This is a genomic window from Agromyces sp. Y575 (genome assembly GCF_059445445.1).
In genome coordinates this window covers 1-20,796 of the sequence record NZ_JCAIUI010000001.1, presented here as the reverse complement: position 1 = coordinate 20,796, position 20,796 = coordinate 1, and the positions used below count along the sequence as shown (strand labels likewise).

The window sequence follows — 20,796 nt, the reverse complement described above, 5'->3', positions numbered from 1 at the left end:
GAATCTAGCGGCCAGCTTCAGTCGTAGGGACGAAGCTCAGTCGTAGAAGTGGACAGTCTCGCGAATATCATCGGCAAACTGATAGATCTCGTCGAGAGCGCTGATGGGATGCCGCGTCTCGTTCTTTTCGCGATCGAAGAGGCCGATGTACTTCTGCCCTGAATTGAAGTGAATGCGCGCGATCGGCTTTCGGTTGTTGTCGTCCAGCAAGACGCCGAAATATGACTTGGTGTCACGTTGCGCGATCCGAGCGGGTTTCACTTCGCTGCAGGCGATTGCGCGCACGATCTGGAACGCTTCCAACTCCTCGAGCGTGGTGCTTATGCCGTCTCCGTCGGCGGCATCCTTTGTACTCGCCTCCGCCACATGCTCACTCGCGGTCGAACCGGAGACGGATGCATCGTCCCGTTGCAGAGAATAGCCCGGACCGCCCAGTGCCGCTTTGATCCGCTCGTTCACTTGATCGCTGAGGAACTGTTTCGATGCTTTGGCCACGAGCACTTTGAACTGATCGCGTACTCGCTGCGTGATCGGTCCATCGTAAACACGTGCCGTAATCGCCTTCACCCAGTCTGCATCCGGGCTAGCAAACTGCGCCGCGAGCACACGCTTTATCGCACCGATGTACTTCAGTTCCTCAGCAGCGCTGATGATCGAGTCGATGTCGAACGTGTCCTTGGTGAGCTTCTGAATCTCGGGGATCAACGTTTCGTCGAGGTCCGTGAGATCGAGCACCAGGAACGGCTTATCATCCATTCGATTCGGCGCGTCGAGATCTGTGTAGAAGTGATACTCATTGCCGTCGGTCAGCACCGCGATGCGTGCATTCGCCACCGCGAAGTACCGGAAGAGTTGTGACGAGTGCGCGAGGCTCAATCCGGAACCGATCTTCTTGCACTCGATCAGTATCTGGACTTCGCCGTCCTTGACGATCGCGTAGTCGATCTTCTCCCCGCGCTTGATCCCGACATCGGCAGTGAACTCGGGCACGACCTCACTTGGGTTGAAGACGTCGTAACCCAAAATCAAGGATATGAACGGCATGACGAAAGCATTCTTCGTCGCTTCTTCTGTCTCGATCGAGCGCCTTTGCTGATTGATCTTGTTTGCGAGACTTGACAGCCGTTCCGAGATCTCCAATGGGCATCCTTTCGCCGAGCACACAGATGTGGCTGAGCGTATCGGCGAATGAAAGCGCACCGCGGCCCCCCGAACAGGGGCGTCCACTCACGGTTGGCCGCACACGATGGTCAGATGTACTTCCGCACCTCGTCCATGAACGCCACGGGATCGTCGACCCAGATGCGCACGGCGGTGATCGCCTGGTCGCCGCCCGCCGCGCCGTGCCCCGGCAGCCGCACGATGGTGAGGCGTTCGAGTTCGATCTCGAGGTCGGTCTCGTTGTTGAGGCGCAGCATAAGCGTGCGCGAGGCATCCGCGCCACCCTGAGCCTGTCGAAGGGTCCCGACTTTCTTCGGCGACTTCGGCTCGTCGACCTGCAGGTCGCGCGCAACCGAGGCGATGTCATCCCAGCTGAGGGCGATGTCAGTCTCGAGGCCCGCATGAGGATCGTCACCACGGGCTTGTGATAGCCGAACCCGGCCGCACCGCGCGGCACCGCCGGGCGGCGCGCAATGAACCGGCCGATGCTCGCATAGATGCTGAGTTCGAGCAGGAGCGCTCGCTTCAGGAAGCGACCGACGCGTCGCCAAACGGATGCCTCGGGCCGGGCCGCGGTCCCGACGCTCACTCCCCCACCGCCTTGGTGTCGTCGAGCGAGCGGCGCTCCTCGTCGGCCTCGCTGAGCTCCCGCAGCCGCCCGGCGATCGCATCGATGCCGCCGCAGCAGCGGGTCGCGATCGGCCGGTGCGACGGCACCCAGCAACTCTGCCGAGAGCTCGGCGTGGTCGCGCTGCATGTCGCGCATCATGTCGTGAGCGGATGGCGTGAGCGAGACGATGATCGCACGGCGGTCCTTCGGGTGCGGTGCTTGCGCTGTCGATAGCCCCCGATCGCGGACTCGGATGTCAGTGGTCGGCGCTACTCTCGAGACGTGATGACCGACCTGATCGAAGATCTCGAGCCCGCACCGCTGCGGGTCGTTCCGGCGAGCGGCGTACCGTTCGGTGATGTCGAGGCCGTGTTCGGCACTCGCGGCGACGCGGCGCACTGCTGGTGCCAGTGGTACAAGATTCCGGGCAGCGATTGGCGGGGCATCGGCGATGAGGGCCTGCACGACCGCCTGCAGGCGCAGATGCACAGCACCGGCGCCGGGCCGGGACTCATCGCCTACGACGGTGAGACACCGGTCGGCTGGTGCGCCGTCGAGCCGCGAAGCAATCTCCCCAGACTCCGCCTCAGCCGCATCGTCACCGGCGGCACCGCCCACCCCGACTTCGACGACGCCGGCGTCTGGGCCGTCTCCTGCTTCGTCGTACCGCGAAGCCAACGTGGCCGCGGTGTCGGTCGCGCGCTCGCCGAAGCGGCGGTCGACTTCGCGCGCGCGGGTGGCGCGTACATCGTCGAGGCCTACGCCGTCGACCCCTCGAAGCGTGCGAAGGTGGCAGCCGATGCGCTCTTCCACGGCACGGTCTCGATGTTCGCGGGCGCGGGCTTCACCGAGGTCTCCCGGCCGAAGCCAGACCGAGCGATCATGCAGGTCGTGCTGGGGAGTGACGGCGCTCCTCGCTATTGAGGCTGTAGTCGGGTCGCAGCAGGTGCCGGTCAGTCCACGTCGATGCGCACGCGCTTCACACGCGACGATGCCCCGCGCAGAATGTGCACACGACTGCGCGGCACGCTGAAGTGCGTCGCGAGCGCGGCGATGACGCCCTCGTTCGCGGCGCCGTCGATCGCGCGCTCACGCACGAACACTGTGACCGACGCCGACGCATCACCCTCGTTCGGCTCCACGAGCGGCCCCTTGCGGCTGCCGGGCTTCACCCTGATCGTGAGGTCCATCGCGATCAGTACCGTGCCTCGTGCCGCTTGGGGCGCGCCTCGGCGGGCACGTCACCCGATCGCGGAAACTCGCACGTGAACCACCCCTCGTACCCGAAGAGAAGGCCGAACACGCGATTGCGCACCTCGAGCTTCACTCGGTACACGCCCGACTCATCGTCGAACCGCTCCCGCAGTTCGGCGCGGCCCGAGAAGAGCATCGGGAATCTGAAGTCGATCCATCCCTCGCGAAATCTCTGCTCGCCCGAACGCAGCAGCAGCGATCCGTCAGGCTCCACCGAAAGCGTCAGATCGACGGCCAGATGCTGGTGCGTTCCGAGGTAGTCGACGACGACATCACGTCGAGGGTCGACCACCATCGTCGCGTCGAAGCGACTCGCCCGCCGACGGCCGGGCACGCGGTACTCGCGCACGAACGTCACAGTCTCCCGACCGAACGGATCGAGGTACGGGTGGTTCTCGATCGTGAACGGCACCTCACTGCCGACATCCGGAATCAGGATGTTCCGAAGGCGCCCGAACTGCAGGAACGGCACCGTCCACCACGACCCGCGCCGAATGCTCGTCATCGTGCCGCTGCCGATGCAGGCGTAGCCGCCGTCGAGCGAGACACCGAACCGCCGCTGCATCATCGGATGCAGCCGGTCGAAGTCCTCGCCGAGCACGCGAGGGAACACCGCGCCGACGGTCACGACGCCGGGCACATCGGAGATCTCGGTCACGGTTCCTCCAATGCGTCGAGCGCGTCGGGCCCGTGCGCGAACACACCCCGCGACGGCGGGGCGGTGCGACAGCGCTGCGCTCGCGGCCGGTCGCGGCGCCAGAACATGATGACGGATGCCACGGGCCACCGTTCGGGCTCCACGCCGGTCTCCGCCCAGATCCGCAGGCGGTCGAAGCTCCACGCGGTCATCCACCGCACGAACGGCCGGATGACCCGGTCAGTCGCCCGCCCGAATCCGGGCTCGTAATCGTAGCCCGTGAGGAATCGCACGCCATCGGGCGTCGGCACGTAGCGCCAGTAGCCGCGTCCTGCGCGGATCGGCGACCACGGGTCATCCGTGTCGAACCGCAGCGCCGATGTTGCGCCGCCGTCGGCGTGCGAACGCTCGCCGAGCGACACGCCCGAGCCGGTGATGGTGTGCACGCCCAGCGACCGTTCGTAGACGAACCGGTAGCCGCCCTCGGGCAACTGCGACGTCGGCACGATCGATGAGAAGCGAAGGTCCCAGCGCGAATGCAACGCCGGCTCCTGCGTGAGCCGCCAGACCTCGTCGAGTTCGGCGCGCACCAGGATCTCGACGTAGATGCCGCGATCACCCGACTCCCCCGCTCGACGGGAACGACTCGGGCGCCGCGGCATCCGTGGACTACCTGCCGCGCTCTCGGCGCTCGCGCACTCGCATGTTGATGACGATCGGCGAGCCTTCGAAACCGTAGATCTCGCGCAGGCGCCGCTGGATGAAGCGGCGATAGCCCGGGTCGAGGAACCCGGTCGTGAACAGCACGAATGTCGGCGGGCGGCTCGCTGCCTGCGTGCCGAACAGGATGCGGGGCTGCTTGCCGCCGCGCACCGGGTGCGGGTGCTCCTGCGTGAGCTCGGTCAGGAAGGCGTTGAACTTGCCGGTGGGAATGCGCGTGTCCCACGACTCGAGCGCGGTCTCGAGGGCGGGTACGAGCTTCTCGAGGTGCCGGCCGGTCTTCGCCGAGATGTTCACGCGCGGTGCCCACGCCACGTGGTGCAGGTCTTGGTCGATCTCGCGTTCGAGATAGCGGCGACGTTCGTCGTCGAGCAGGTCCCACTTGTTGTAGGCGAGCACGAGCGCGCGACCCGATTCGAGCACGAGGTCGATGATGCGCACGTCTTGCTCGGAGATCGGCTGCGAGACGTCGAGCAGCACGACTGCGACCTCGGCCTTCTCGAGGGCAGCCTGGGTGCGCAGCGAGGCGTAGAAGTCGGCGCCCTGCTGCAGGTGCACGCGACGACGGATGCCTGCCGTGTCGACGAAGCGCCAGATCTTGCCGCCCAACTCGATCTGCTCGTCGACGGGGTCGCGGGTGGTGCCCGCGAGTTCGTTCACGACGACGCGTTCTTCACCGGCGGTCTTGTTGAGCAGGCTCGACTTGCCGACGTTGGGGCGACCGAGGATCGCGACGCGTCGCGGTCCGCCGAATTCGTCTTTCGCTACAGCCGAGACCTGCGGCAGCACCTTGAAGACGGTCTCGAGCATGTCGGCGACGCCGCGACCGTGCAGGGCCGACACGGGGAGCGGCTCGCCGAGGCCGAGGTTCCAGAGCGCAGCAGCCTCGGACTCCTGTCGCGCGTCGTCGACCTTGTTCGCAAGCAGGAACACCGGCTTGCCCGCTTTGCGGAGCAGACGCACGACGTGCTCATCCGTCGACGTGGCACCGACCGTGGCATCGACGACGAAGAGCACGACGTCGGAAAGGTCGATCGCGACCTCGGCCTGTGCGGCGACCGATGCATCGATGCCCTTCGCGTCGGGCTCCCAACCACCGGTGTCGACGAGGGTGAACCGTCGGTCGAGGTACTCGCCCTTGTACGACACGCGGTCGCGAGTGACGCCCGGAGTATCTTCGACGACGGCCTCACGGCGCCCGAGGATTCGGTTCACGAGGGCCGACTTGCCGACGTTCGGCCGACCGACGATCGCGATCACCGGCAGTGCGGGGAGGAAGCGAATCGCTTCCTCGCCCTCTTCGGAGAGCTCGAGAACCTCGAGGTCGTCGTCGTCGAGCGCGTAGTCGGCGAGCCCCGACCGGAGCGTGGTCGCCCGCTGCTCGGCGAGCTCGTCGTCGACATCGGCGAGACGCTCCGCGAGGTCGTCGTCTGGAGCGTCGAAGTCTTCGCCCTGGTCGGTCATGGTCTCTCCTCTGAAATCTGTGTGCGCCGGTCGCGTCGCGACTACGGTGCGAGCGCCGGTTGCGCTGCGCGGATCACGCCGATCACCGCGTCGACTGTCTGGTCGAAGTCGAGTTCGGTCGAATCGACGGTCGTGACGCCGTCGGCCGCGGTCATGAAGTCCACGACTTTGGAATCGGCCGCATCGCGCTTGCGCAACTGCTCCCCCACTGCCTCGGCCGAGGATCCGGCAAGCTCGGAGGAGCGCCTGCCCATTCTAACCGCTTCGGATGCTGTGAGGAGTATGCGAACGGGGGCGTCGGGTGCCACCACCGTCGTGATGTCGCGTCCTTCGACGATGATGCCGGGCGCGTCAACGGCCGCCATGATCGAACGGAACAGCTCGATGAGGTGGCGACGCACCTCGGGGACACGTGCGACGGCGCTGACCACCGCCGAGATCTGCGGATCGCGGATCGCGTCGGTCACGTCGATGTCGCCGACGTGCACCGCGTATCCGGTCGGGTCGGTTCCGATGCGGTACTCGAACGAGTCCAGGCACGAGGCGACGGATGCCGCGTCATCCGTGTCGACCCCGGATGCCTCTGCATGCCAGGCCAACGCGCGGTACGCCGCTCCGGTGTCGAGGAATCCGAACCCGATCCGGCGCGCGACCTCTTTGGACACGCTCGACTTGCCACTGCCGGCTGGGCCGTCGATGGCGACCACGAACGGGATGACGGGTGGCACGTTCAACCTGCAATCCGCCAGCCGCGGGCGGCCAGCTCGTCGGTGAGGTGTTGTTGCACCTCGGGCAGCACCGAGATCTCGGCGAGGCCGATCTGCGCCCCGGGCGAGTGCTCGAGGCGGAGGTCTTCGATGTTGGCGCCGGCGTCGCCGACGTCGTGGAAGAGTCGAGCGAGCTGACCAGGCCGGTCGTCGATCATGACGATGAGGCTCGAGTACCGTCGATCGACGCCGTGCTTGCCGGGCAACCGTTCGACACCGGTGTTGCCCCCGAAGAGTTCTTCGGCCACTCGACGACGAGCGCCCGGCGCATCCATGTTCTCGAGCGCGTCGATGAACCGGTCGAGGTCGTCGCGGTAGCCGCGGAGGATCTCGGCGACGGGCGCGGCGTTCTGGCCGAGGATCTGCACCCACAATTCAGGGTCACTCGAAGCGACACGAGTGACATCGCGCAGGCCCTGCCCAGCGAGGTTCACCGAAGCGTGAGGGGCTTCGATGAGCCGGCGCGCCATGAGGCTCGACACCACCTGCGGCACGTGCGAGACGAGGGCGACGGCCGCGTCGTGCTGCTCCGGCGTGAGCTCGACGAGCGTGGCCCCGAGATCGAGGATGAGGTCGTCGATCGCCGAGCCGTCTTGGTAGGAGATGCCGCCGTGCGCGGCGACAACCCAGGGGCGACCGAGGAACAGATCCGCGCGACCCGACATCGGGCCACCGCGCTCGCGCCCGGCCATCGGGTGCGTGCCGATGTAGCGCGAGAGATCGGCGCCGCGCGCTTTCAGGTCTTCATAGACGGCGAGCTTGACGCTGGCGACATCCGTGACGATCGACTGCGGGTAGGCATCGAGCTCTGCAGCCACGACATCAGCCGTGACATCGGGTGGCACGCACACGACGATCAGCTGCGGCCGGTCACCGGGTGCGGCCGGCCGGCCGGCACCGTAGTCGACGGCGATCGCGAGGTGAGTGGGCGACGCGTCGGCGAGGATCACGTCGATGCCCTTCGCCCGCAGACCGAGGCCGACGCTGGCGCCGAGCAGGCCGACACCGACGACGCGAACCGGCCCGACCAGGCGTGATTCGCTCACGCGTCCTTCGCCTCCCCGTCGGCTTCCGCGTTATCCGCGGTTGCTTCCGCGGGCGCGTTCGCAGCCCGCGAGATCGTGAGCAGCTCGCCACGCTCCATCTTCGTCAGCTCGCGCATCTCACCCGATCGGAGCGTGCCGAGGTTCAGGGGCCCGAAGCTGCGGCGCACGAGGTCGACGACCGGATGCCCCACGGCGTCGAGCATGCGACGCACGATGCGGTTGCGGCCGGAGTGGAGCGTCAGCTCGACCATCGAATGCGCGTCGTCCCCCTGCTGCTGCAGGATGCGCGCACGGTCGGCCTTGATCGGTCCGTCATCGAGCTCGATGCCGTTCTTCAACTGCTGCACGGTCTGCGGGCTCACTCGGCCGGTGACCTTCGCGATGTAGGTCTTCGAGACGCCGAACGAAGGGTGGGCGAGCACGTGGGCGAGGTCGCCGTCGTTCGTGAGTAACAGCAAGCCGCTCGTCTCGGCATCGAGCCTGCCCACGTTGAACACGCGGTCTTCGAGGTCGGCGGTGAAGCGCGTGAGGTCGGGGCGGCCCTGTTCGTCGCGCATCGACGAGACCACGCCGCGCGGCTTGTTCAGCATGTAGTAGCGCTTCGCCGGGTCGAGCTGCACGGCAACGCCGTCGACAGCAACGAGGTCGGTCTCGGGATCGATGCGGCGCCCGAGCTCGGTGACGACCTCGCCATTGACTTCGACTCGGCCCTCGGTGATGTACTGCTCGGAGACCCGACGGCTCGCGACGCCCGCCGCCGCGAGCACCTTCTGCAGGCGAACGCCCTCGGGCGGTTCGCCGCTCCAGCTGGTTGCGTCAGTCAACGTCGAATCCTTCCTGGCCGTCGTCGAGCAACGGCGAGATGTGCGGCAGCTCGTCGAGCGAGTTGATACCGAGGTTGGTGAGCAGCAGCTCGGTCGTGCCGTAGAGGATCGCGCCTGTTTCAGGGTCGGTGTCGACCTCTGTCACGAGTCCGCGACCGAGCAGGGTGCGCACCACCGAGTCCACGTTCACCGCGCGGATGGAGGCAACCTGCGACCGAGTGATCGGCTGCTTGTACGTGATCACCGAGAGCGTCTCGAGCGCAGCCTGCGAGAGCTTGGTCGACGACTGCGTCAGCACGAAGTCCGCCACGAGGGTGTCGTACTCGGCCCGGACGTAGAAACGCCAGCCACCGCCCACCTCGCGAAGTTCGAAGCCGCGACGGATGCCGCGAGCCTCGGGCTCCCCGGCGACATCCGTCCGCGGCTCGCCCGAAGTGCCGGTGCCGTCGTAGTCCGCGCGGAGTCGAGCGATCGACGCACGCACCTCGGCCACAGGCCGTGCGACCGCGGCCGCCAGCGACACGACGCTCTGCGGTTCGTCGGCGATGAACAGGATCGCCTCGAGGGCGCGGTCGAGGTCGAGCGCCGGTTGCCCGGGCACGTCGAGCGGCGTCGAGATCGACAGTTCGGGGCCGTCGGCCTCCCCCGCCGACTCCGGTGGTCGATTCGGGCGCTCTGCGCCGGTATCGAGATTCATCGCCGCGACATCCGTCTCACTCGTCATAGTCCGCCCCCAGGCTCTCGAGGTTCTCATCCGACCAATTCTCCGCCGACCAGCGAAGGGTCAGTTCACCGAGTGGTTCCAGCTGTTCGAATCCGATCGCCGCGTGACGGTAGAGCTCGAGCACGGCGAGGAATCGCGCCACGACGAGTCCCGGCTGCGCAACCCCCGCAATGAGCTGGCGAAATGTCACAGGGTCGCCGCGCCGGAGCACCGCCACGACGTGCGCGGCCTGCTCGCGAATCGACACGAGTGGCGCGTGCAGGTGATCGAGTCCCACCATGGGAATCTCTCGCGGCGTGAGCGCGAGCGTCGCGAGCGCGGCGAAGTCTTCGGCCGAGAGAGTCCAGACGAGTTCGGGCGCACGCTGGCGGAACTTCTCCTCGAGCCGCACGTTGCGGGCATGCCGAAGCGACTCCTGCTCGAGTTGCCCCGTGAACCACCGCGCAGCCTCCTTGAACGCCCGGTACTGCAGGAGCCTCGCGAAGAGCAGGTCACGCGCCTCGAGCAGCGCAACGTCTTCGGCGTCGACGAGTTCACCCTGCGGCAGGAGCCCGGCGACCTTCAAGTCGAGCAGGGTCGCCGCCACGACGAGGAACTCCGACGCCCGGTCGAGCTCCTCCTCGGAATCGAGCCCGCGCAGGTAGGAGATGAACTCGTCTGTCACGGCCGACAGCGACACCTCGGTGATGTCGAGCTCGTGCTTCGCGATGAGCGAGAGCAAGAGGTCGAACGGACCCTCGAAGTTGGTGAGGGCGACACGGAAGCCCCCCTCGGGCACTTGCTGCTCGGGGGCCGAAGCCGCCTCAGGCGACCGCGCCACGGAACACCAGCTCCCTGGCGAGCTGGCGGTACGACTTCGACGCCTGGTGCTCGGGAGCGAACTCTGTGATCGGGGTCGCTGCGACGGTCGCGTCGGGAAACTTGACCGTGCGCGTGATGACCGTCTCGAGCACCTTCTCGCCGAACGCGTCGACAACCCGTTCGAGCACCTCACGCGAGTGCAGCGTGCGCGAGTCGTACATCGTGGCGAGGATGCCGTCGAGTTCGATGGCGGGGTTCAGCCGGTCGCGCACCTTGTCGATCGTCTCGATGAGGAGCGCCACGCCGCGCAGCGCGAAGAACTCGCACTCGAGGGGGATGACGACTCCGTGGCTCGCGGTCAGTGCGTTGACGGTGAGGAGGCCGAGCGACGGCTGGCAATCGATGAGGATCACGTCGTAGTCATCGGCGACCCGGCGCAGCACGCCGGCGAGGATCTGCTCACGGGCGACCTCGGTCACGAGGTGCACTTCGGCCGCGGAGAGGTCGATGTTCGCGGGAATCACGTCGAGGTTCTCGACACCGGTCTTCTGGATCACATCGGCCGGGTCGAGATTGCGGGAGAGCAGCAGATCATAGATCGTCGGCACGTCGTGCGTCTGCACGCCGAGTCCTGCTGAGAGCGCACCCTGCGGATCGAAGTCGATCGCGAGCACGCGGCGACCGTACTCGGCGAGCGTGGCTCCGAGGTTGATCGTCGTGGTCGTCTTGCCGACCCCGCCCTTCTGGTTGCAGAGGGCGATGATGCGCGCCGGTCCATGCGTCTTCAGCGCCCTGGGCTCGGGGAATTCGCGGTGGGGACGACCAGTGGGACCGAGCTCTGGCGGAAGCGTTGCGATTCCGTTCGCTGAGTCGCGCTTCTGGTGCGTCACGTGTCCACTCTCTTCTGGGCTGTGCGGGTGCTTGGTTGATTCTATCGAGCACGCGGGTGGGCCGCCGTGTACATCTCCCGGAGTGTATCGGCTGTGACGAGGGTGTAGATCTGCGTCGTCGCGACCGAGGAGTGCCCGAGCAGCTCCTGCACGACGCGCACATCCGCACCGCCTTCGAGCAGATGCGTCGCGAAGGAGTGCCGCAGAGTGTGCGGTGAAACGGATGTCGCGAGCCCTGCCGTCTCGGCGGCGTCACGGATCGCCTCCCACGCGGCCTGCCGCGACATCCTCTTGCCGCGCACGCCGAGAAAGAGCGCGGGCGTCGCCGAGCCGCGTGCGGAGAGCAACGGCCGAGCCCGCACGAGGTACGCGTCGACCGCGCGCCGGGCGTAGCTTCCGAGCGGCACGACGCGCTGCTTGCCCCCCTTGCCGAAGAGCCGCACCACCTCTTGGTCGACGAGGTCGTCGACGTTCAGCGATACCGCTTCGGACACCCGCGCCCCCGTGGCGTAGAGGAGCTCGAGCAGCGCCGTGTCGCGGAGATCCGTTGGCTCCTCACCGCGGGCCGCGGCGATGAGCGCCTCGACATCGTCGACCGGGATCGCCTTCGGCAGGCGCATGGGCAGCTTCGGCGGGCGCAGTTCGCGTGACACGTCTGCGGGAACGATCCCTTCATCGGTGAGAAATCGATGCAGGCCTCGCACCGCCGACAGCACACGAGCGATCGATGAAGTCGCCAACGTCGGCACTCGTTCGGCGCCGAGGAAACGGATGAAGTCGCTGAGATCCTGCTCCGTCACGGCAGCCGGCCCCGCGATGCCACGAGCAGCGAGCCAGTCGGCGTAGATCACGAGGTCGCGACCATACGAGGCGATGGTGTTCCGCGCGAGTCCCCGCTCCACGGCGAGATGCCGCAGATAGTCGTCGACCGGCGTGCGGCTCATCGCCGCGACGGCTCCGAGCGGCCGACGTGCCGACCCGGCCACGGGGCATCCGCCGGTCCGAGGCTCGACCAGCCGCGTGCGCGTGCCGCAGCGGCGGCCAGCACCGCGATGGCGAGCGGCGCATTGTGGATGCGCCGCTCGAGCACCGCGTCGACGCACTCGTCGAGCGGCACCCAGCGCGTCTCCATGTCAGCCTCTTCAGCCTCGCGTGCGAACGCGTCGGCGGTGGCCGAGAGCCCTCGAGCGAGGTAGATCCGAATCAGTTCGTCGCTGCCGCCCGGTGAGGTTGCGAAGTCGGTGAGCACCGCCCAATCGGATGCCTCGAGGTCGGCCTCTTCGGCCAGCTCGCGTTTCGCGGCCGCAAGCGGGTCTTCACCGTCGATGTCGAGCAGCCCCGCGGGGATCTCCCAGTCGCGCATGCGAACCGGATGCCGGTACTGCTTGATCAGGAATGCACGGTCGTCGTCGTCGAGCGCCAGCACACCGACGGCGCCGGTGTGGTCCATGTACTCGCGCACGATCGTCTCGCCGCCGAACTCGAAGGCGTCACGACGGATATCCCACACGCGACCGTCGAAGACCCGCTCGCTCGTGACGATGGGCACCTCGACCAGTTCGTCGGCGAGCGGCTCTCGCCCCTCGCCGACGCCGGTGTCGTGCGGATCAGTCATTGTTGACGTCGAACAGCAGACTCGCCTGTTGGCGCTCGAGCGCAGCGCCGACGAGGCCGCGGAACAGCGGGTGCGGAGAGTTCGGGCGGCTGCGCAACTCGGGGTGCGCCTGGGTGCCGACGTAGAAGGGGTGCACGTCACGCGGCAACTCGACGAACTCGACGAGGTGACGATCGGGCGACATGCCCGAGAAGGTCAGGCCGGCCTCTGCGATGCGATCGCGGTACGCGTTGTTGACCTCGTAGCGGTGGCGGTGCCGCTCGGAGACCTCGGTCGAACCGTAGAGCTCGGCCGCGATCGACCCTTCGACGAGCGCGGCGGGGTAGAGACCGAGGCGCATGGTGCCGCCGAGGTCGCCGCCGGCGATGATCTCGACCTGCTCCTCCATCGTCGCGATGACGGGGAACTCGGTGTCGGGATCGAACTCGCTCGACGACGCGCCGGGCAGCCCGGCCACGTTGCGCGAGTACTCGATGACCATGCACTGCAGACCGAGGCAGAGGCCGAGCACGGGAATGCCGTTCTCACGGGCGAAATGCAGGGCGCCGAGCTTGCCCTCGATGCCGCGCACGCCGAAGCCGCCGGGCACGCAGATGCCGTCGAGGTGGGCCAAGTGCTTCTGGGCGCCCTCCGGCGTCTGGCATTCGTCGGACGGGATCCACTCGATCTTGACCTTCGTGTCGTTCGCGAACCCGCCGGCCCGGAGCGCCTCGGTCACCGAGAGGTACGCGTCGGGCAAGTCGATGTACTTGCCGACGAGACCGATCGTCACCTCGTGCTTCGGCTCGTGCACGACCTCGAGCAGCTCACTCCAGCCCGACCAGTCCACGTCGGCCGCGGTGAGCCCGAGCGCGTCGATGATGTACGAGTCGAGCCCCTGATCGTGCAGCATCGTGGGGATCTCGTAGATCGACGGCACATCGACCGCGTTGACGACAGCCACCTCGTCGACGTCGCACATCAGTGCGATCTTGCGCTTGTTCGATTCGGTGACCGGCCGGTCGCTGCGGAGCACGAGTGCGTCGGGCTGGATGCCGATGGAGCGAAGGGCTGCGACGGAGTGCTGCGTCGGCTTCGTCTTCTGCTCACCCGATGCGCCCATGAAGGGAACGAGGGAGACATGCACGAAGAACACGTTCTTACGGCCGAGCTCGTGTCGCACCTGGCGGGCGGACTCGATGAACGGCTGGGACTCGATGTCGCCGACGGTGCCGCCGATCTCGGTGATGATGACGTCGGGCTTCGGCGACTCCGAGGCCTGCAGCCGCATGCGCCGCTTGATCTCATCGGTGATGTGCGGGATGACCTGCACCGTGTCACCGAGGTATTCGCCGCGCCGCTCTTTCGCGATGACCGTCGAATAGATCTGACCGGTCGTGACGTTCGCCGCCTGGCTCAGATTGATGTCGAGGAACCGCTCGTAGTGCCCGATGTCGAGGTCGGTTTCGGCGCCGTCGTCGGTGACGAATACCTCACCGTGCTGGAACGGGTTCATCGTGCCCGGATCCACGTTGAGATAGGGATCGAGCTTCTGCATGACGACTCTGAGGCCCCTGGCTGTCAGGAGATTGCCGAGACTCGCCGCCGTGAGTCCCTTGCCCAACGAAGAAACGACACCACCGGTCACAAAAATGTGCTTGGTCGTGCCGTTCAAATTGTCTGTGCTCGAAGGAGCTGTTCCGCGTTCATCCACCACGGGCTTATAGTCTAACTCACGTTCCCGGTCGTTCGCCCCGACATGCCCCACGCGCTCCCCTATCTCTTGTCGGGATCCGGTCGATCCCCCATCACGCACGGCCTTCGGCCGCGCGTCACGCCGCTCGATCTGCGGCGATCTCCAACAGCTCTCGCGCGTGCGCGAGTCCGCTCTCCGAGTCGGTGAGCCCCGACAGCAACCGTGCCATCTCGGCCTCTCGCTCGGCTCCGGCGAGCTGGCGCACGCTCGACGAGGTCACTTGCCCGTCGGTGCCCTTCACGACGCTCAGGTGGTTCGTCGCGAATGCGGCGACCTGTGCGAGGTGGGTGACGACGATGACTTGCGAACGCTCGGCGAGCCGGGCGAGCCGGTGACCGATCTCGATGGCCGCGGCACCGCCGACACCCGCGTCGACCTCGTCGAAGACGAACGTCGGAACCGGATCGCTGCCCGCGATGACGACTTCGATTGCGAGCATCACCCGCGAGAGTTCACCGCCGGATGCACCGCGCGAGACCGGCCGCGGTTCAGCACCCGGATGTGGGCGCAGCAGGATCGACACGATATCTCGCCCATGCACGACCGCCTCGGGCGCCCGCTCGATGGAGACCGTCAACTGGGCATCGGGCATCGCGAGCGCTGCGAGCTCGCTCGTGACCGCGGCGGCCAGACGGCCGGCAGCCTCGGTGCGCACGGCGGTGAGCCGCTCGGCAAGCAGATCGACCTCGGCCTCGAGCGCGGTGACGGATGCCTCGAGCCCTTCGATGCGCTCATCATCGCTGTCGAGCTCGATGAGTCGCAGCCCCCCGGTGCGGCGGAACTCGATCACCCCGTCGAGGCTGCCGTGCCGGCGAATGAGCCCCCCGAGCAGCGCACGTCGTTCGTGGACGACCTCGAGCTCGCGAGCGCCATCGGCATCGAGACCGGCGAGGTACCCCGACAACTCCGCCGCAGCATCTGCGAGGAGGAATCCAGCGTTCGTCAACACCTCGGCGATCGGCTGCAGGGCCGGGTCGTGCTCGGACACCCGTTCGAGATGCCGACGCGCCCCGTCGACGAGCGCGACGGCGTCAGGTGCATCATCGACGACGTCTTCAGCCGAGATGAGCGTGCGTGCCTGCGCAGCTGCGAGGCGGAGCTCTTCGAGATTCGAAAGGCGATCGGCGCGCTCTTGCAGCTCGGTGTCTTCACCGGGCTGGGGGTCCGCCGATTCGACCTCGTCGAGCGCAGCGCGCAGGTCCGCTGCCTCACGGGTGCGGGCGTCGTGGGCCTCGCGCAAGCGATCGAGCTCGGCGGCATCCGTTCGCCAGGCGTTGAAGGCCGTGCGGTACGCCTCGAGAACGGTCTGCAGGCCCTGCCCCGCGAAACGGTCGAGCGCCTCACGTTGAGCAACCGCGGAACGGAGCCGTTGCTGGTCGGCCTGCCCGTGCACGACGACGAGTTCGTCGCCGAGTTCGGCGAGCACGCCGACCGGCGCACTGCGACCGCCCACCACGGCACGGCTGCGCCCTTCGGCGGAGACCGAGCGCCCCAGCAGCAGCTCCCCTGCCTCGACCTCACCACCCGTCTCGGCCACGCGTTCGGCGATCGCACCGTGGTCGGGCACCAACCAGCGCCCTTCGACCCAAGCCTGCTTGGCACCGGCGCGCACGGAGCCCGCGTCGGCGCGTGAGCCGAGCAGCAGCCCGAGGGCGGTCACCACCATGGTCTTGCCGGCACCGGTCTCGCCCGTCACCGCTGTGAACCCCGGACCGAGTGGAAGAGTGGCCTCGGCAATGACACCGAGGTCACGGATGCCGAGCTCCTCAATCATCGCTGCCCTCGATCATCGCTGCCTCACTCACGCCCCACCGGTCCCCTCCACCCGGTGACCGGGAGCTGGAACTTGTTCACCAGGCGATCGGTGAACGGCACCTCGTGAAGCCGCGCGAGGCGCACAGGCACCGGGGACTTGCGCACGATGACCCGAGCCCCGGGCGGCAGATCGTAGGTGCGACGGCCGTCGCACCAGATGACTGCGGATGCCTCGGTACGCTGCAGGATCTCGACCGCGAGCGACGACTCGGGGCCGACGACGAGCGGACGCGCGAACAGTGCATGGGCGCTGAGCGGTACGAGCAGCAAGGCCTCGAGGCTCGGCCAGACGACCGGGCCACCGGCCGAGAACGAGTAGGCGGTGGAGCCGGTCGGCGTCGACATCACGACGCCATCGCAGCCGAACGACGAGAGCGGCCGCCGGTCGACCTCGATGACGACCTCGAGCATCCGCTCGCGCTCGGCCTTCTCGACGGTGACCTCGTTGAGCGCCCAGCTCTCGTAGACGACGGCGTTGCCGACCTTCGCTCGCACAGAGAGGGTCATCCGCTCTTCGACGGTGTAGTCCCGCGCGAGTGCCCGGCCCACGGTGTAGCCGAGATCATCGCGTTCGCTCTCGGCGAGGAATCCCACGTGGCCCAGATTCACGCCGAGAAGTGGAATCGGGTAGTCGTGCATGATCTCGGCTGCACGCAGAATCGTGCCGTCGCCACCGAGCACGATGACGAGTTCGACACGGGCAGGGTCGGTCTCTTCGAACCGCTCGACCTCGCCGTTGAGCTCGGGCACGAAGTCATGAACGTCATCCCAGTGCTCGGCCGCGATCACCGGGACGGCGCCGGCCGCGAGCAGTTGCGCGCACACCTCGCTCGTCGCCTCGAGGGCTGCCTGACGGCCGGTGTGCGAGACCACGAGGAAGCGCCGTGCGTCATTCACGCCTTCGCCCTTCCTGCCAGTTCGTCGACCCGACTTGTCCATTCTGTCGGACTCGCACCGCGCACCGCGCTCAGATGCACGAGGTATTCGAGGTTTCCGTGACCACCCGCGATTGGGGAGGACAGGACGCCGACCGTGCCGAGCCCCTCGTCGAAGGCTGCCCAGAGCACGTTCGAAACCGCCTCGGAGCGGAGCCCGGCATCGCGAACCACGCCTTCACGCGCGCCTCCGCGCCCAACTTCGAACTGCGGCTTCACGAGCAGCACGAAGTCCGCACCATCCGACGCCGTCGCCTTCAACGCCGGGAGCACCACCGTGAGGGAGATGAACGACAGGTCGGCGACGACGAGCGATGGTCGCTCGTCGATGCCGGTCAGCTCGGCGAGGCGTGCGGCGTCGAGGTGGCGCACATTGCAGCCCTCGACGAGCACGAGTCGTGTCTGCCCGACGAGTTCTGGTGCGAGCTGGTCGTGGCCCACATCGATCGCCAGCACGTGGCGTGCACCGCGCTCGAGCAGCACCTGGCTGAATCCCCCGGTCGAGGCTCCCGCGTCGAGGACGACGCGGCCTTCGACGTCGACGTCGAATCCATCGAGGCCGGCGATGAGCTTGTGCGCTGCGCGGCTCACATAGTGGTCGGATGCCGCGACCCCGAGTCGCGCCTCGTCGCCGACTCTCGTTGCGACCTTCGTCACGGGGCGACCGTCGACGGTCACGACACCCGAAGCGATCAGCGTTGCGGCGTGAGTGCGAGAGCGTGCGAGCCCGCGAGCCGCGAGGGCCGCGTCGAGGCGTTGTTCGGTCATGCGTCAGGAACGCAGCGACGGGTCGGACTGCTCGAGCTGAGTGCGCAACCGGTCGGCGAGGCTCTGATAGCCCTCGGCACGCTCGGAGAGCGGGCGCGCTTCGATGTCGGCGAGCAGCCCGGGTGTCGCTTCGGATGCCTCACCGAACTCACCAGCGCTCGACACTGCGGGCGTGTTCGCCTCGCGGCTTCGATCGGGTTCTGTGCTCACCCCTCAACGCTACCCCGACAGACCGACGCTCGGGTCGATGACATCGGCGCTGCTCGGTTTCCACACATCGGAGTTCCGATGATGGCACGACCGCCGGTCAGGTGTAGAGGCGCTCCGGCACCTCGAGTACGTGGATCGACGTGCCGGACTGCCAGATCGCTGCGCACGCCGCTCGAAGCAGGTCGATGCCGCCATCGCCCTCATCGACGATCTCGACACGATTGCCGGCCACTCGAACCCGAGCTGCGCCGACACGTACGGCGCCGCCGCGAACCGCTTCAGTCGCCGGGTACGGCTCGTGGAGCCCATCGAGGTCGGCGAGGATGAAGTCCGGCCGGCTCGACGCATCAGCGGCCAGCAGATGCTTCGCGCGGTCGATCCCGGTGAGCACGATCGCACTCAGCATGCCGGCGCGGTTCGCGCCCAGGATGTCGGTGTCGAGCCGATCTCCGACCACGAGAGGCCGCTCGGCGGCGAACCGGCGCCTGGCTTCGTCGAAGATCGGCGTCTCGGGCTTGCCTGCGACCAGCGGGAACCGACCGACTGCAGTGTGCACCGCCGAGACGAGGGTGCCGTTGCCGGGGGCGATGCCTCTGGCAACGGGGATCGTCCAGTCCATGTTCGTCGCGATCCAGGGAATACCCGGCGTCGCGGCATCCGGCCCGCCGTTCGCGTTCAGTGCGAAGCTCGCCTCAGCAAGATCGCTCCAACCGATATCGGGCGTGAACCCCTGCACGAGCGCGTCGGGTGCGTCGTCGGCCGATCGTGTCACACGGTATCCGCGCTTCTCGAGTTCGGTGACGATACCCTCTCCGCCGACGACGAACACGAGCGCGCCTGGCGCCACCTGCTGGTCGAGCAGGCTCATCGCAGCCTGCGGCGAGGTGACGACGTCCGCCGGCACCACATCGAGGCCGAGTTCGGAAAGATGACGGGCGACGGATGCGTCGCTTCGCGACGCGTTGTTCGTGATGTACCCGACCGCGCGGTGCTGCTTGGCGCGGTTGAGGCTCTCGACGGCACGCGGGATCGCATCGGCCCCCGCATAGACGACGCCATCGAGGTCGGCGAGCACGGCGTCGACCCCGTCGAGCGGGGTCGACGTCTCAGTCTTCGCGCGAAACAGGCCCATCGGGCGTGCCCTCGTTCTCGTCGGCGTCGAGTGCTGCGCCTTCGGCGATCACCGCTGCGACGTCGTCTTCGAGCACGGCGCCGGGGTCCTCGTCATCCACATCCACATCGGTATCCGCGTTCGGCGCGGTGGATGTCTGTTCAGTCTGTTCAGACTCAGCCGCATCTTGGGCGACTGACTCGTCAGCGACCGACTCGTCAGTCGAGGGCTCGACCGTGTTCGGTTCTTCCGGCTCGACCGTGTCGTCGATCTCGATCTCGAAGATCTCGATCGACTCGGCCTCGGCGGGGCCTCCGAGGGCGGCTTCAGCGCGATCGGCGCGAGCACGCCACTCCTTCGCCTGAGCCGTTCGGCCGAGTTCCTCGAGCACCTCCGCGTAGGCGGCGAAGAGCGCAGGACTGTACGAGAACGCCCGGTCGGGCTCGAGTTGCGGGATCTCGAGTTCGGCGAGAGCGATCTCAGGCTGACCGAGGTCGAGACGTGCACCCGACATCGCGATCGCGAGTCCGACCTGCACCGCGGCCGGCAGCGTCGACCGATCGACCGCACGCCCGACTTCGAGTGCACGGTCGGGGCGCCCAACGCCGCGCTCGCTGTCGACCAAGAGCGGCAACTGGTCGTTGCTTCCGGAGATCCGACGGTAGGTGCGCAGCTCGCGGAGGGCGAGCGGGAAGTCACCGGTCGCGTACGCGGTGATCGCGAGGGTCTCGCGCACGACCGAGACTCGGCCGGCCCGGCGTGCCGCCGACAGCGCGTGCTGGTGTGCGAGCTCCGGGTCATCGTCGAGCAATTGGGATGCCGCGACGAGGTGGCGCGCCACCCAGTCCGCGTTGTCTTTGCTCAGGGTCTTGAGTTCGGCGCGAGCGCCCTTGTCGAGATCGCGCGCTTCGATGGACTCGTCGATCTCCGGGGCGTCGTGGCGCGGACGCACCTGCAACTCGGCCGCACCGTACGTCTCGCGAGGCGCGTCACGCTGCTCGTCGCGACCGTCAGGTCGGCCGCCGCGCGACGGGCTTCCGTAGGGCTTCTTCGCATCACGATCGCCATACGGGCGCTTCGCATCACGATCGCCATACGGGCGCTTCGCATCACGATCGCCATACGGGCGCTTCGCATCACGATCGCCATACGGACGCTTCGCATCACGGTCCCCATAGGGCTTCTTCGCATCACGGTCCCCATAGGGCTTCTTCGCATCACGGTCCCCGTACGGCTTCTTCGCATCACGATCGCCATACGGACGCTTCGCATCACGATCGCCATACGGACGCTTCGCATCACGGTCCCCGTAGGGCTTCTTCGCATCGCCAGAGCCGCCGGCACGTTTCGCGTCACCATTCGGGCGCTTTGACGCCGAACCGTCACGAGCTCCTGAGGATGGTCGACCGCCCCCAACTCCACGAGCGGTTCCGTCGCCACTCCGGCCGCGCTGATCGCCTCGATCTTGGCGTCCCTGGTCTGCCGAATCATGCCTGGAGTCGCTCACGATAGTCCCGTCGAGTGTGGAGTCCTCATGGGACTCAACCGTACTGGGCCGCATTGTAAGCGACCCGTTAACGAAAAATGGCCACCCTCTTCGGGTGGCCACTCTCCTTAATGATTGTCCGGCGGTGTCCTACTCTCCCACAGGGTCCCCCCTGCAGTACCATCGGCGCTGCGAGTCTTAGCTTCCGGGTTCGGAATGTGTC

23 protein-coding genes and 1 rRNA gene are annotated in these 20,796 nt (G+C 67.2%); 1 reads left to right on the top strand and 23 read right to left on the bottom strand.

Going from position 1 to position 20,796, the window contains the following annotated elements:
* Window positions 1-36: 36 nt before the first annotated feature.
* From AC1C2U_RS00120 to AC1C2U_RS00110, 3 genes are all read right to left on the bottom strand, one after another.
* Complete coding sequence (locus AC1C2U_RS00120; protein ID WP_495359698.1) at window positions 37-1,140, bottom strand: type I restriction endonuclease; 1,104 nt, start codon at window positions 1,138-1,140, stop codon at window positions 37-39.
* A 110-nt stretch (window positions 1,141-1,250) separates the two neighbouring features.
* Window positions 1,251-1,418: a hypothetical protein gene (locus AC1C2U_RS00115; RefSeq protein WP_495359697.1), complete on the bottom strand. Its 168-nt coding sequence runs from the start codon at window positions 1,416-1,418 to the stop codon at window positions 1,251-1,253.
* Between the two features lie 328 nt (window positions 1,419-1,746).
* Window positions 1,747-1,878, bottom strand: coding sequence for a hypothetical protein (locus AC1C2U_RS00110; protein WP_495359696.1), 132 nt, complete (start codon window positions 1,876-1,878; stop codon window positions 1,747-1,749).
* A gap of 178 nt (window positions 1,879-2,056) precedes the next feature.
* On the opposite strand from AC1C2U_RS00110, the gene AC1C2U_RS00105 reads away from it, so the two are divergent.
* Window positions 2,057-2,695, top strand: a complete 639-nt coding sequence (locus AC1C2U_RS00105) for a GNAT family N-acetyltransferase (RefSeq protein ID WP_495359695.1) — start codon at window positions 2,057-2,059, stop codon at window positions 2,693-2,695.
* 29 nt (window positions 2,696-2,724) lie between these two features.
* Here the strand turns inward: AC1C2U_RS00105 and AC1C2U_RS00100 are convergent, their stop codons facing one another.
* The 20 genes from AC1C2U_RS00100 to rrf all read right to left on the bottom strand — a co-directional run.
* Window positions 2,725-2,961, bottom strand: coding sequence for a DUF167 domain-containing protein (locus AC1C2U_RS00100; protein WP_495359694.1), 237 nt, complete (start codon window positions 2,959-2,961; stop codon window positions 2,725-2,727).
* Between the two features lie 5 nt (window positions 2,962-2,966).
* Entirely contained in the window at window positions 2,967-3,683 is a 717-nt protein-coding gene (locus AC1C2U_RS00095; RefSeq protein WP_495359693.1) for a DUF4166 domain-containing protein, read from the bottom strand.
* On the bottom strand, window positions 3,680-4,324 hold the full coding sequence (locus AC1C2U_RS00090) for an SRPBCC family protein (RefSeq protein WP_495359692.1): 645 nt from the start codon (window positions 4,322-4,324) through the stop codon (window positions 3,680-3,682). Before AC1C2U_RS00090 ends, AC1C2U_RS00095 begins: the two co-directional genes overlap by 4 nt.
* Before the next feature lie 7 nt (window positions 4,325-4,331).
* Entirely contained in the window at window positions 4,332-5,846 is a 1,515-nt protein-coding gene (gene der / locus AC1C2U_RS00085) for a ribosome biogenesis GTPase Der (protein WP_495359691.1), read from the bottom strand.
* Between the two features lie 41 nt (window positions 5,847-5,887).
* Window positions 5,888-6,580: a (d)CMP kinase gene (cmk, locus tag AC1C2U_RS00080; protein WP_495359690.1), complete on the bottom strand. Its 693-nt coding sequence runs from the start codon at window positions 6,578-6,580 to the stop codon at window positions 5,888-5,890.
* Window positions 6,577-7,659 carry a prephenate dehydrogenase gene (locus tag AC1C2U_RS00075; protein ID WP_495359689.1) on the bottom strand — a complete coding sequence of 361 codons (1,083 nt, stop codon included), beginning with the start codon at window positions 7,657-7,659 and terminating at the stop codon, window positions 6,577-6,579. The genes cmk and AC1C2U_RS00075 overlap by 4 nt, the downstream gene beginning before the upstream one ends.
* On the bottom strand, window positions 7,656-8,483 hold the full coding sequence (locus AC1C2U_RS00070) for a pseudouridine synthase (protein ID WP_495359688.1): 828 nt from the start codon (window positions 8,481-8,483) through the stop codon (window positions 7,656-7,658). The genes AC1C2U_RS00075 and AC1C2U_RS00070 overlap by 4 nt, the downstream gene beginning before the upstream one ends.
* On the bottom strand, window positions 8,476-9,237 hold the full coding sequence (scpB, locus tag AC1C2U_RS00065; RefSeq protein ID WP_495359687.1) for an SMC-Scp complex subunit ScpB: 762 nt from the start codon (window positions 9,235-9,237) through the stop codon (window positions 8,476-8,478). Before scpB ends, AC1C2U_RS00070 begins: the two co-directional genes overlap by 8 nt.
* Window positions 9,197-10,027, bottom strand: a complete 831-nt coding sequence (locus tag AC1C2U_RS00060) for a segregation and condensation protein A (protein WP_495359686.1) — start codon at window positions 10,025-10,027, stop codon at window positions 9,197-9,199. The genes scpB and AC1C2U_RS00060 overlap by 41 nt, the downstream gene beginning before the upstream one ends.
* On the bottom strand, window positions 10,011-10,898 hold the full coding sequence (locus AC1C2U_RS00055) for a ParA family protein (RefSeq protein ID WP_495359685.1): 888 nt from the start codon (window positions 10,896-10,898) through the stop codon (window positions 10,011-10,013). The genes AC1C2U_RS00060 and AC1C2U_RS00055 overlap by 17 nt, the downstream gene beginning before the upstream one ends.
* 41 nt (window positions 10,899-10,939) lie before the next feature.
* Window positions 10,940-11,842, bottom strand: a complete 903-nt coding sequence (gene xerD, locus AC1C2U_RS00050) for a site-specific tyrosine recombinase XerD (protein WP_495359684.1) — start codon at window positions 11,840-11,842, stop codon at window positions 10,940-10,942.
* Complete coding sequence (locus AC1C2U_RS00045; RefSeq protein WP_495359683.1) at window positions 11,839-12,513, bottom strand: NUDIX domain-containing protein; 675 nt, start codon at window positions 12,511-12,513, stop codon at window positions 11,839-11,841. The genes xerD and AC1C2U_RS00045 overlap by 4 nt, the downstream gene beginning before the upstream one ends.
* Window positions 12,506-14,167, bottom strand: a complete 1,662-nt coding sequence (pyrG, locus tag AC1C2U_RS00040) for a CTP synthase (protein WP_495360811.1) — start codon at window positions 14,165-14,167, stop codon at window positions 12,506-12,508. Before pyrG ends, AC1C2U_RS00045 begins: the two co-directional genes overlap by 8 nt.
* Window positions 14,168-14,324: 157 nt before the next feature.
* Window positions 14,325-16,022 (bottom strand): DNA repair protein RecN, encoded by a 1,698-nt coding sequence (gene recN / locus AC1C2U_RS00035; RefSeq protein WP_495359682.1) that lies wholly within the window; start codon window positions 16,020-16,022, stop codon window positions 14,325-14,327.
* A gap of 23 nt (window positions 16,023-16,045) precedes the next feature.
* Entirely contained in the window at window positions 16,046-17,002 is a 957-nt protein-coding gene (locus tag AC1C2U_RS00030; RefSeq protein ID WP_495359681.1) for an NAD kinase, read from the bottom strand.
* Window positions 16,957-17,766 (bottom strand): TlyA family RNA methyltransferase, encoded by an 810-nt coding sequence (locus tag AC1C2U_RS00025; RefSeq protein WP_495359680.1) that lies wholly within the window; start codon window positions 17,764-17,766, stop codon window positions 16,957-16,959. Before AC1C2U_RS00025 ends, AC1C2U_RS00030 begins: the two co-directional genes overlap by 46 nt.
* A 3-nt stretch (window positions 17,767-17,769) precedes the next feature.
* Window positions 17,770-17,976, bottom strand: coding sequence for a hypothetical protein (locus AC1C2U_RS00020; RefSeq protein ID WP_495359679.1), 207 nt, complete (start codon window positions 17,974-17,976; stop codon window positions 17,770-17,772).
* Between the two features lie 97 nt (window positions 17,977-18,073).
* Window positions 18,074-19,108, bottom strand: coding sequence for an HAD-IIA family hydrolase (locus tag AC1C2U_RS00015; RefSeq protein WP_495359678.1), 1,035 nt, complete (start codon window positions 19,106-19,108; stop codon window positions 18,074-18,076).
* Window positions 19,083-20,039 carry a hypothetical protein gene (locus AC1C2U_RS00010; protein ID WP_495359677.1) on the bottom strand — a complete coding sequence of 319 codons (957 nt, stop codon included), beginning with the start codon at window positions 20,037-20,039 and terminating at the stop codon, window positions 19,083-19,085. The genes AC1C2U_RS00015 and AC1C2U_RS00010 overlap by 26 nt, the downstream gene beginning before the upstream one ends.
* 671 nt (window positions 20,040-20,710) lie before the next feature.
* A 5S ribosomal RNA gene (rrf, locus tag AC1C2U_RS00005) occupies window positions 20,711-20,796 on the bottom strand; the annotation flags it as partial.

Bases quoted from the DNA above. Each gene is read 5' to 3' on its own strand.
- AC1C2U_RS00115 (WP_495359697.1), bottom strand. From the start codon at position 1,418: ATGCTGCGCCTCAACAACGAGACCGACCTCGAGATCGAACTCGAACGC.
- AC1C2U_RS00105 (WP_495359695.1), top strand. From the start codon at position 2,057: ATGACCGACCTGATCGAAGATCTCGAGCCCGCACCGCTGCGGGTCGTT.
- AC1C2U_RS00100 (WP_495359694.1), bottom strand. From the start codon at position 2,961: ATGGACCTCACGATCAGGGTGAAGCCCGGCAGCCGCAAGGGGCCGCTC.
- AC1C2U_RS00090 (WP_495359692.1), bottom strand. From the start codon at position 4,324: ATGCCGCGGCGCCCGAGTCGTTCCCGTCGAGCGGGGGAGTCGGGTGAT.
- der (WP_495359691.1), bottom strand. From the start codon at position 5,846: ATGACCGACCAGGGCGAAGACTTCGACGCTCCAGACGACGACCTCGCG.
- scpB (WP_495359687.1), bottom strand. From the start codon at position 9,237: ATGAGAACCTCGAGAGCCTGGGGGCGGACTATGACGAGTGAGACGGAT.
- xerD (WP_495359684.1), bottom strand. From the start codon at position 11,842: ATGAGCCGCACGCCGGTCGACGACTATCTGCGGCATCTCGCCGTGGAG.
- AC1C2U_RS00045 (WP_495359683.1), bottom strand. From the start codon at position 12,513: ATGACTGATCCGCACGACACCGGCGTCGGCGAGGGGCGAGAGCCGCTC.
- recN (WP_495359682.1), bottom strand. From the start codon at position 16,022: ATGATTGAGGAGCTCGGCATCCGTGACCTCGGTGTCATTGCCGAGGCC.
- AC1C2U_RS00030 (WP_495359681.1), bottom strand. From the start codon at position 17,002: ATGGACAAGTCGGGTCGACGAACTGGCAGGAAGGGCGAAGGCGTGAAT.
- AC1C2U_RS00025 (WP_495359680.1), bottom strand. From the start codon at position 17,766: ATGACCGAACAACGCCTCGACGCGGCCCTCGCGGCTCGCGGGCTCGCA.
- AC1C2U_RS00015 (WP_495359678.1), bottom strand. From the start codon at position 19,108: ATGGGCCTGTTTCGCGCGAAGACTGAGACGTCGACCCCGCTCGACGGG.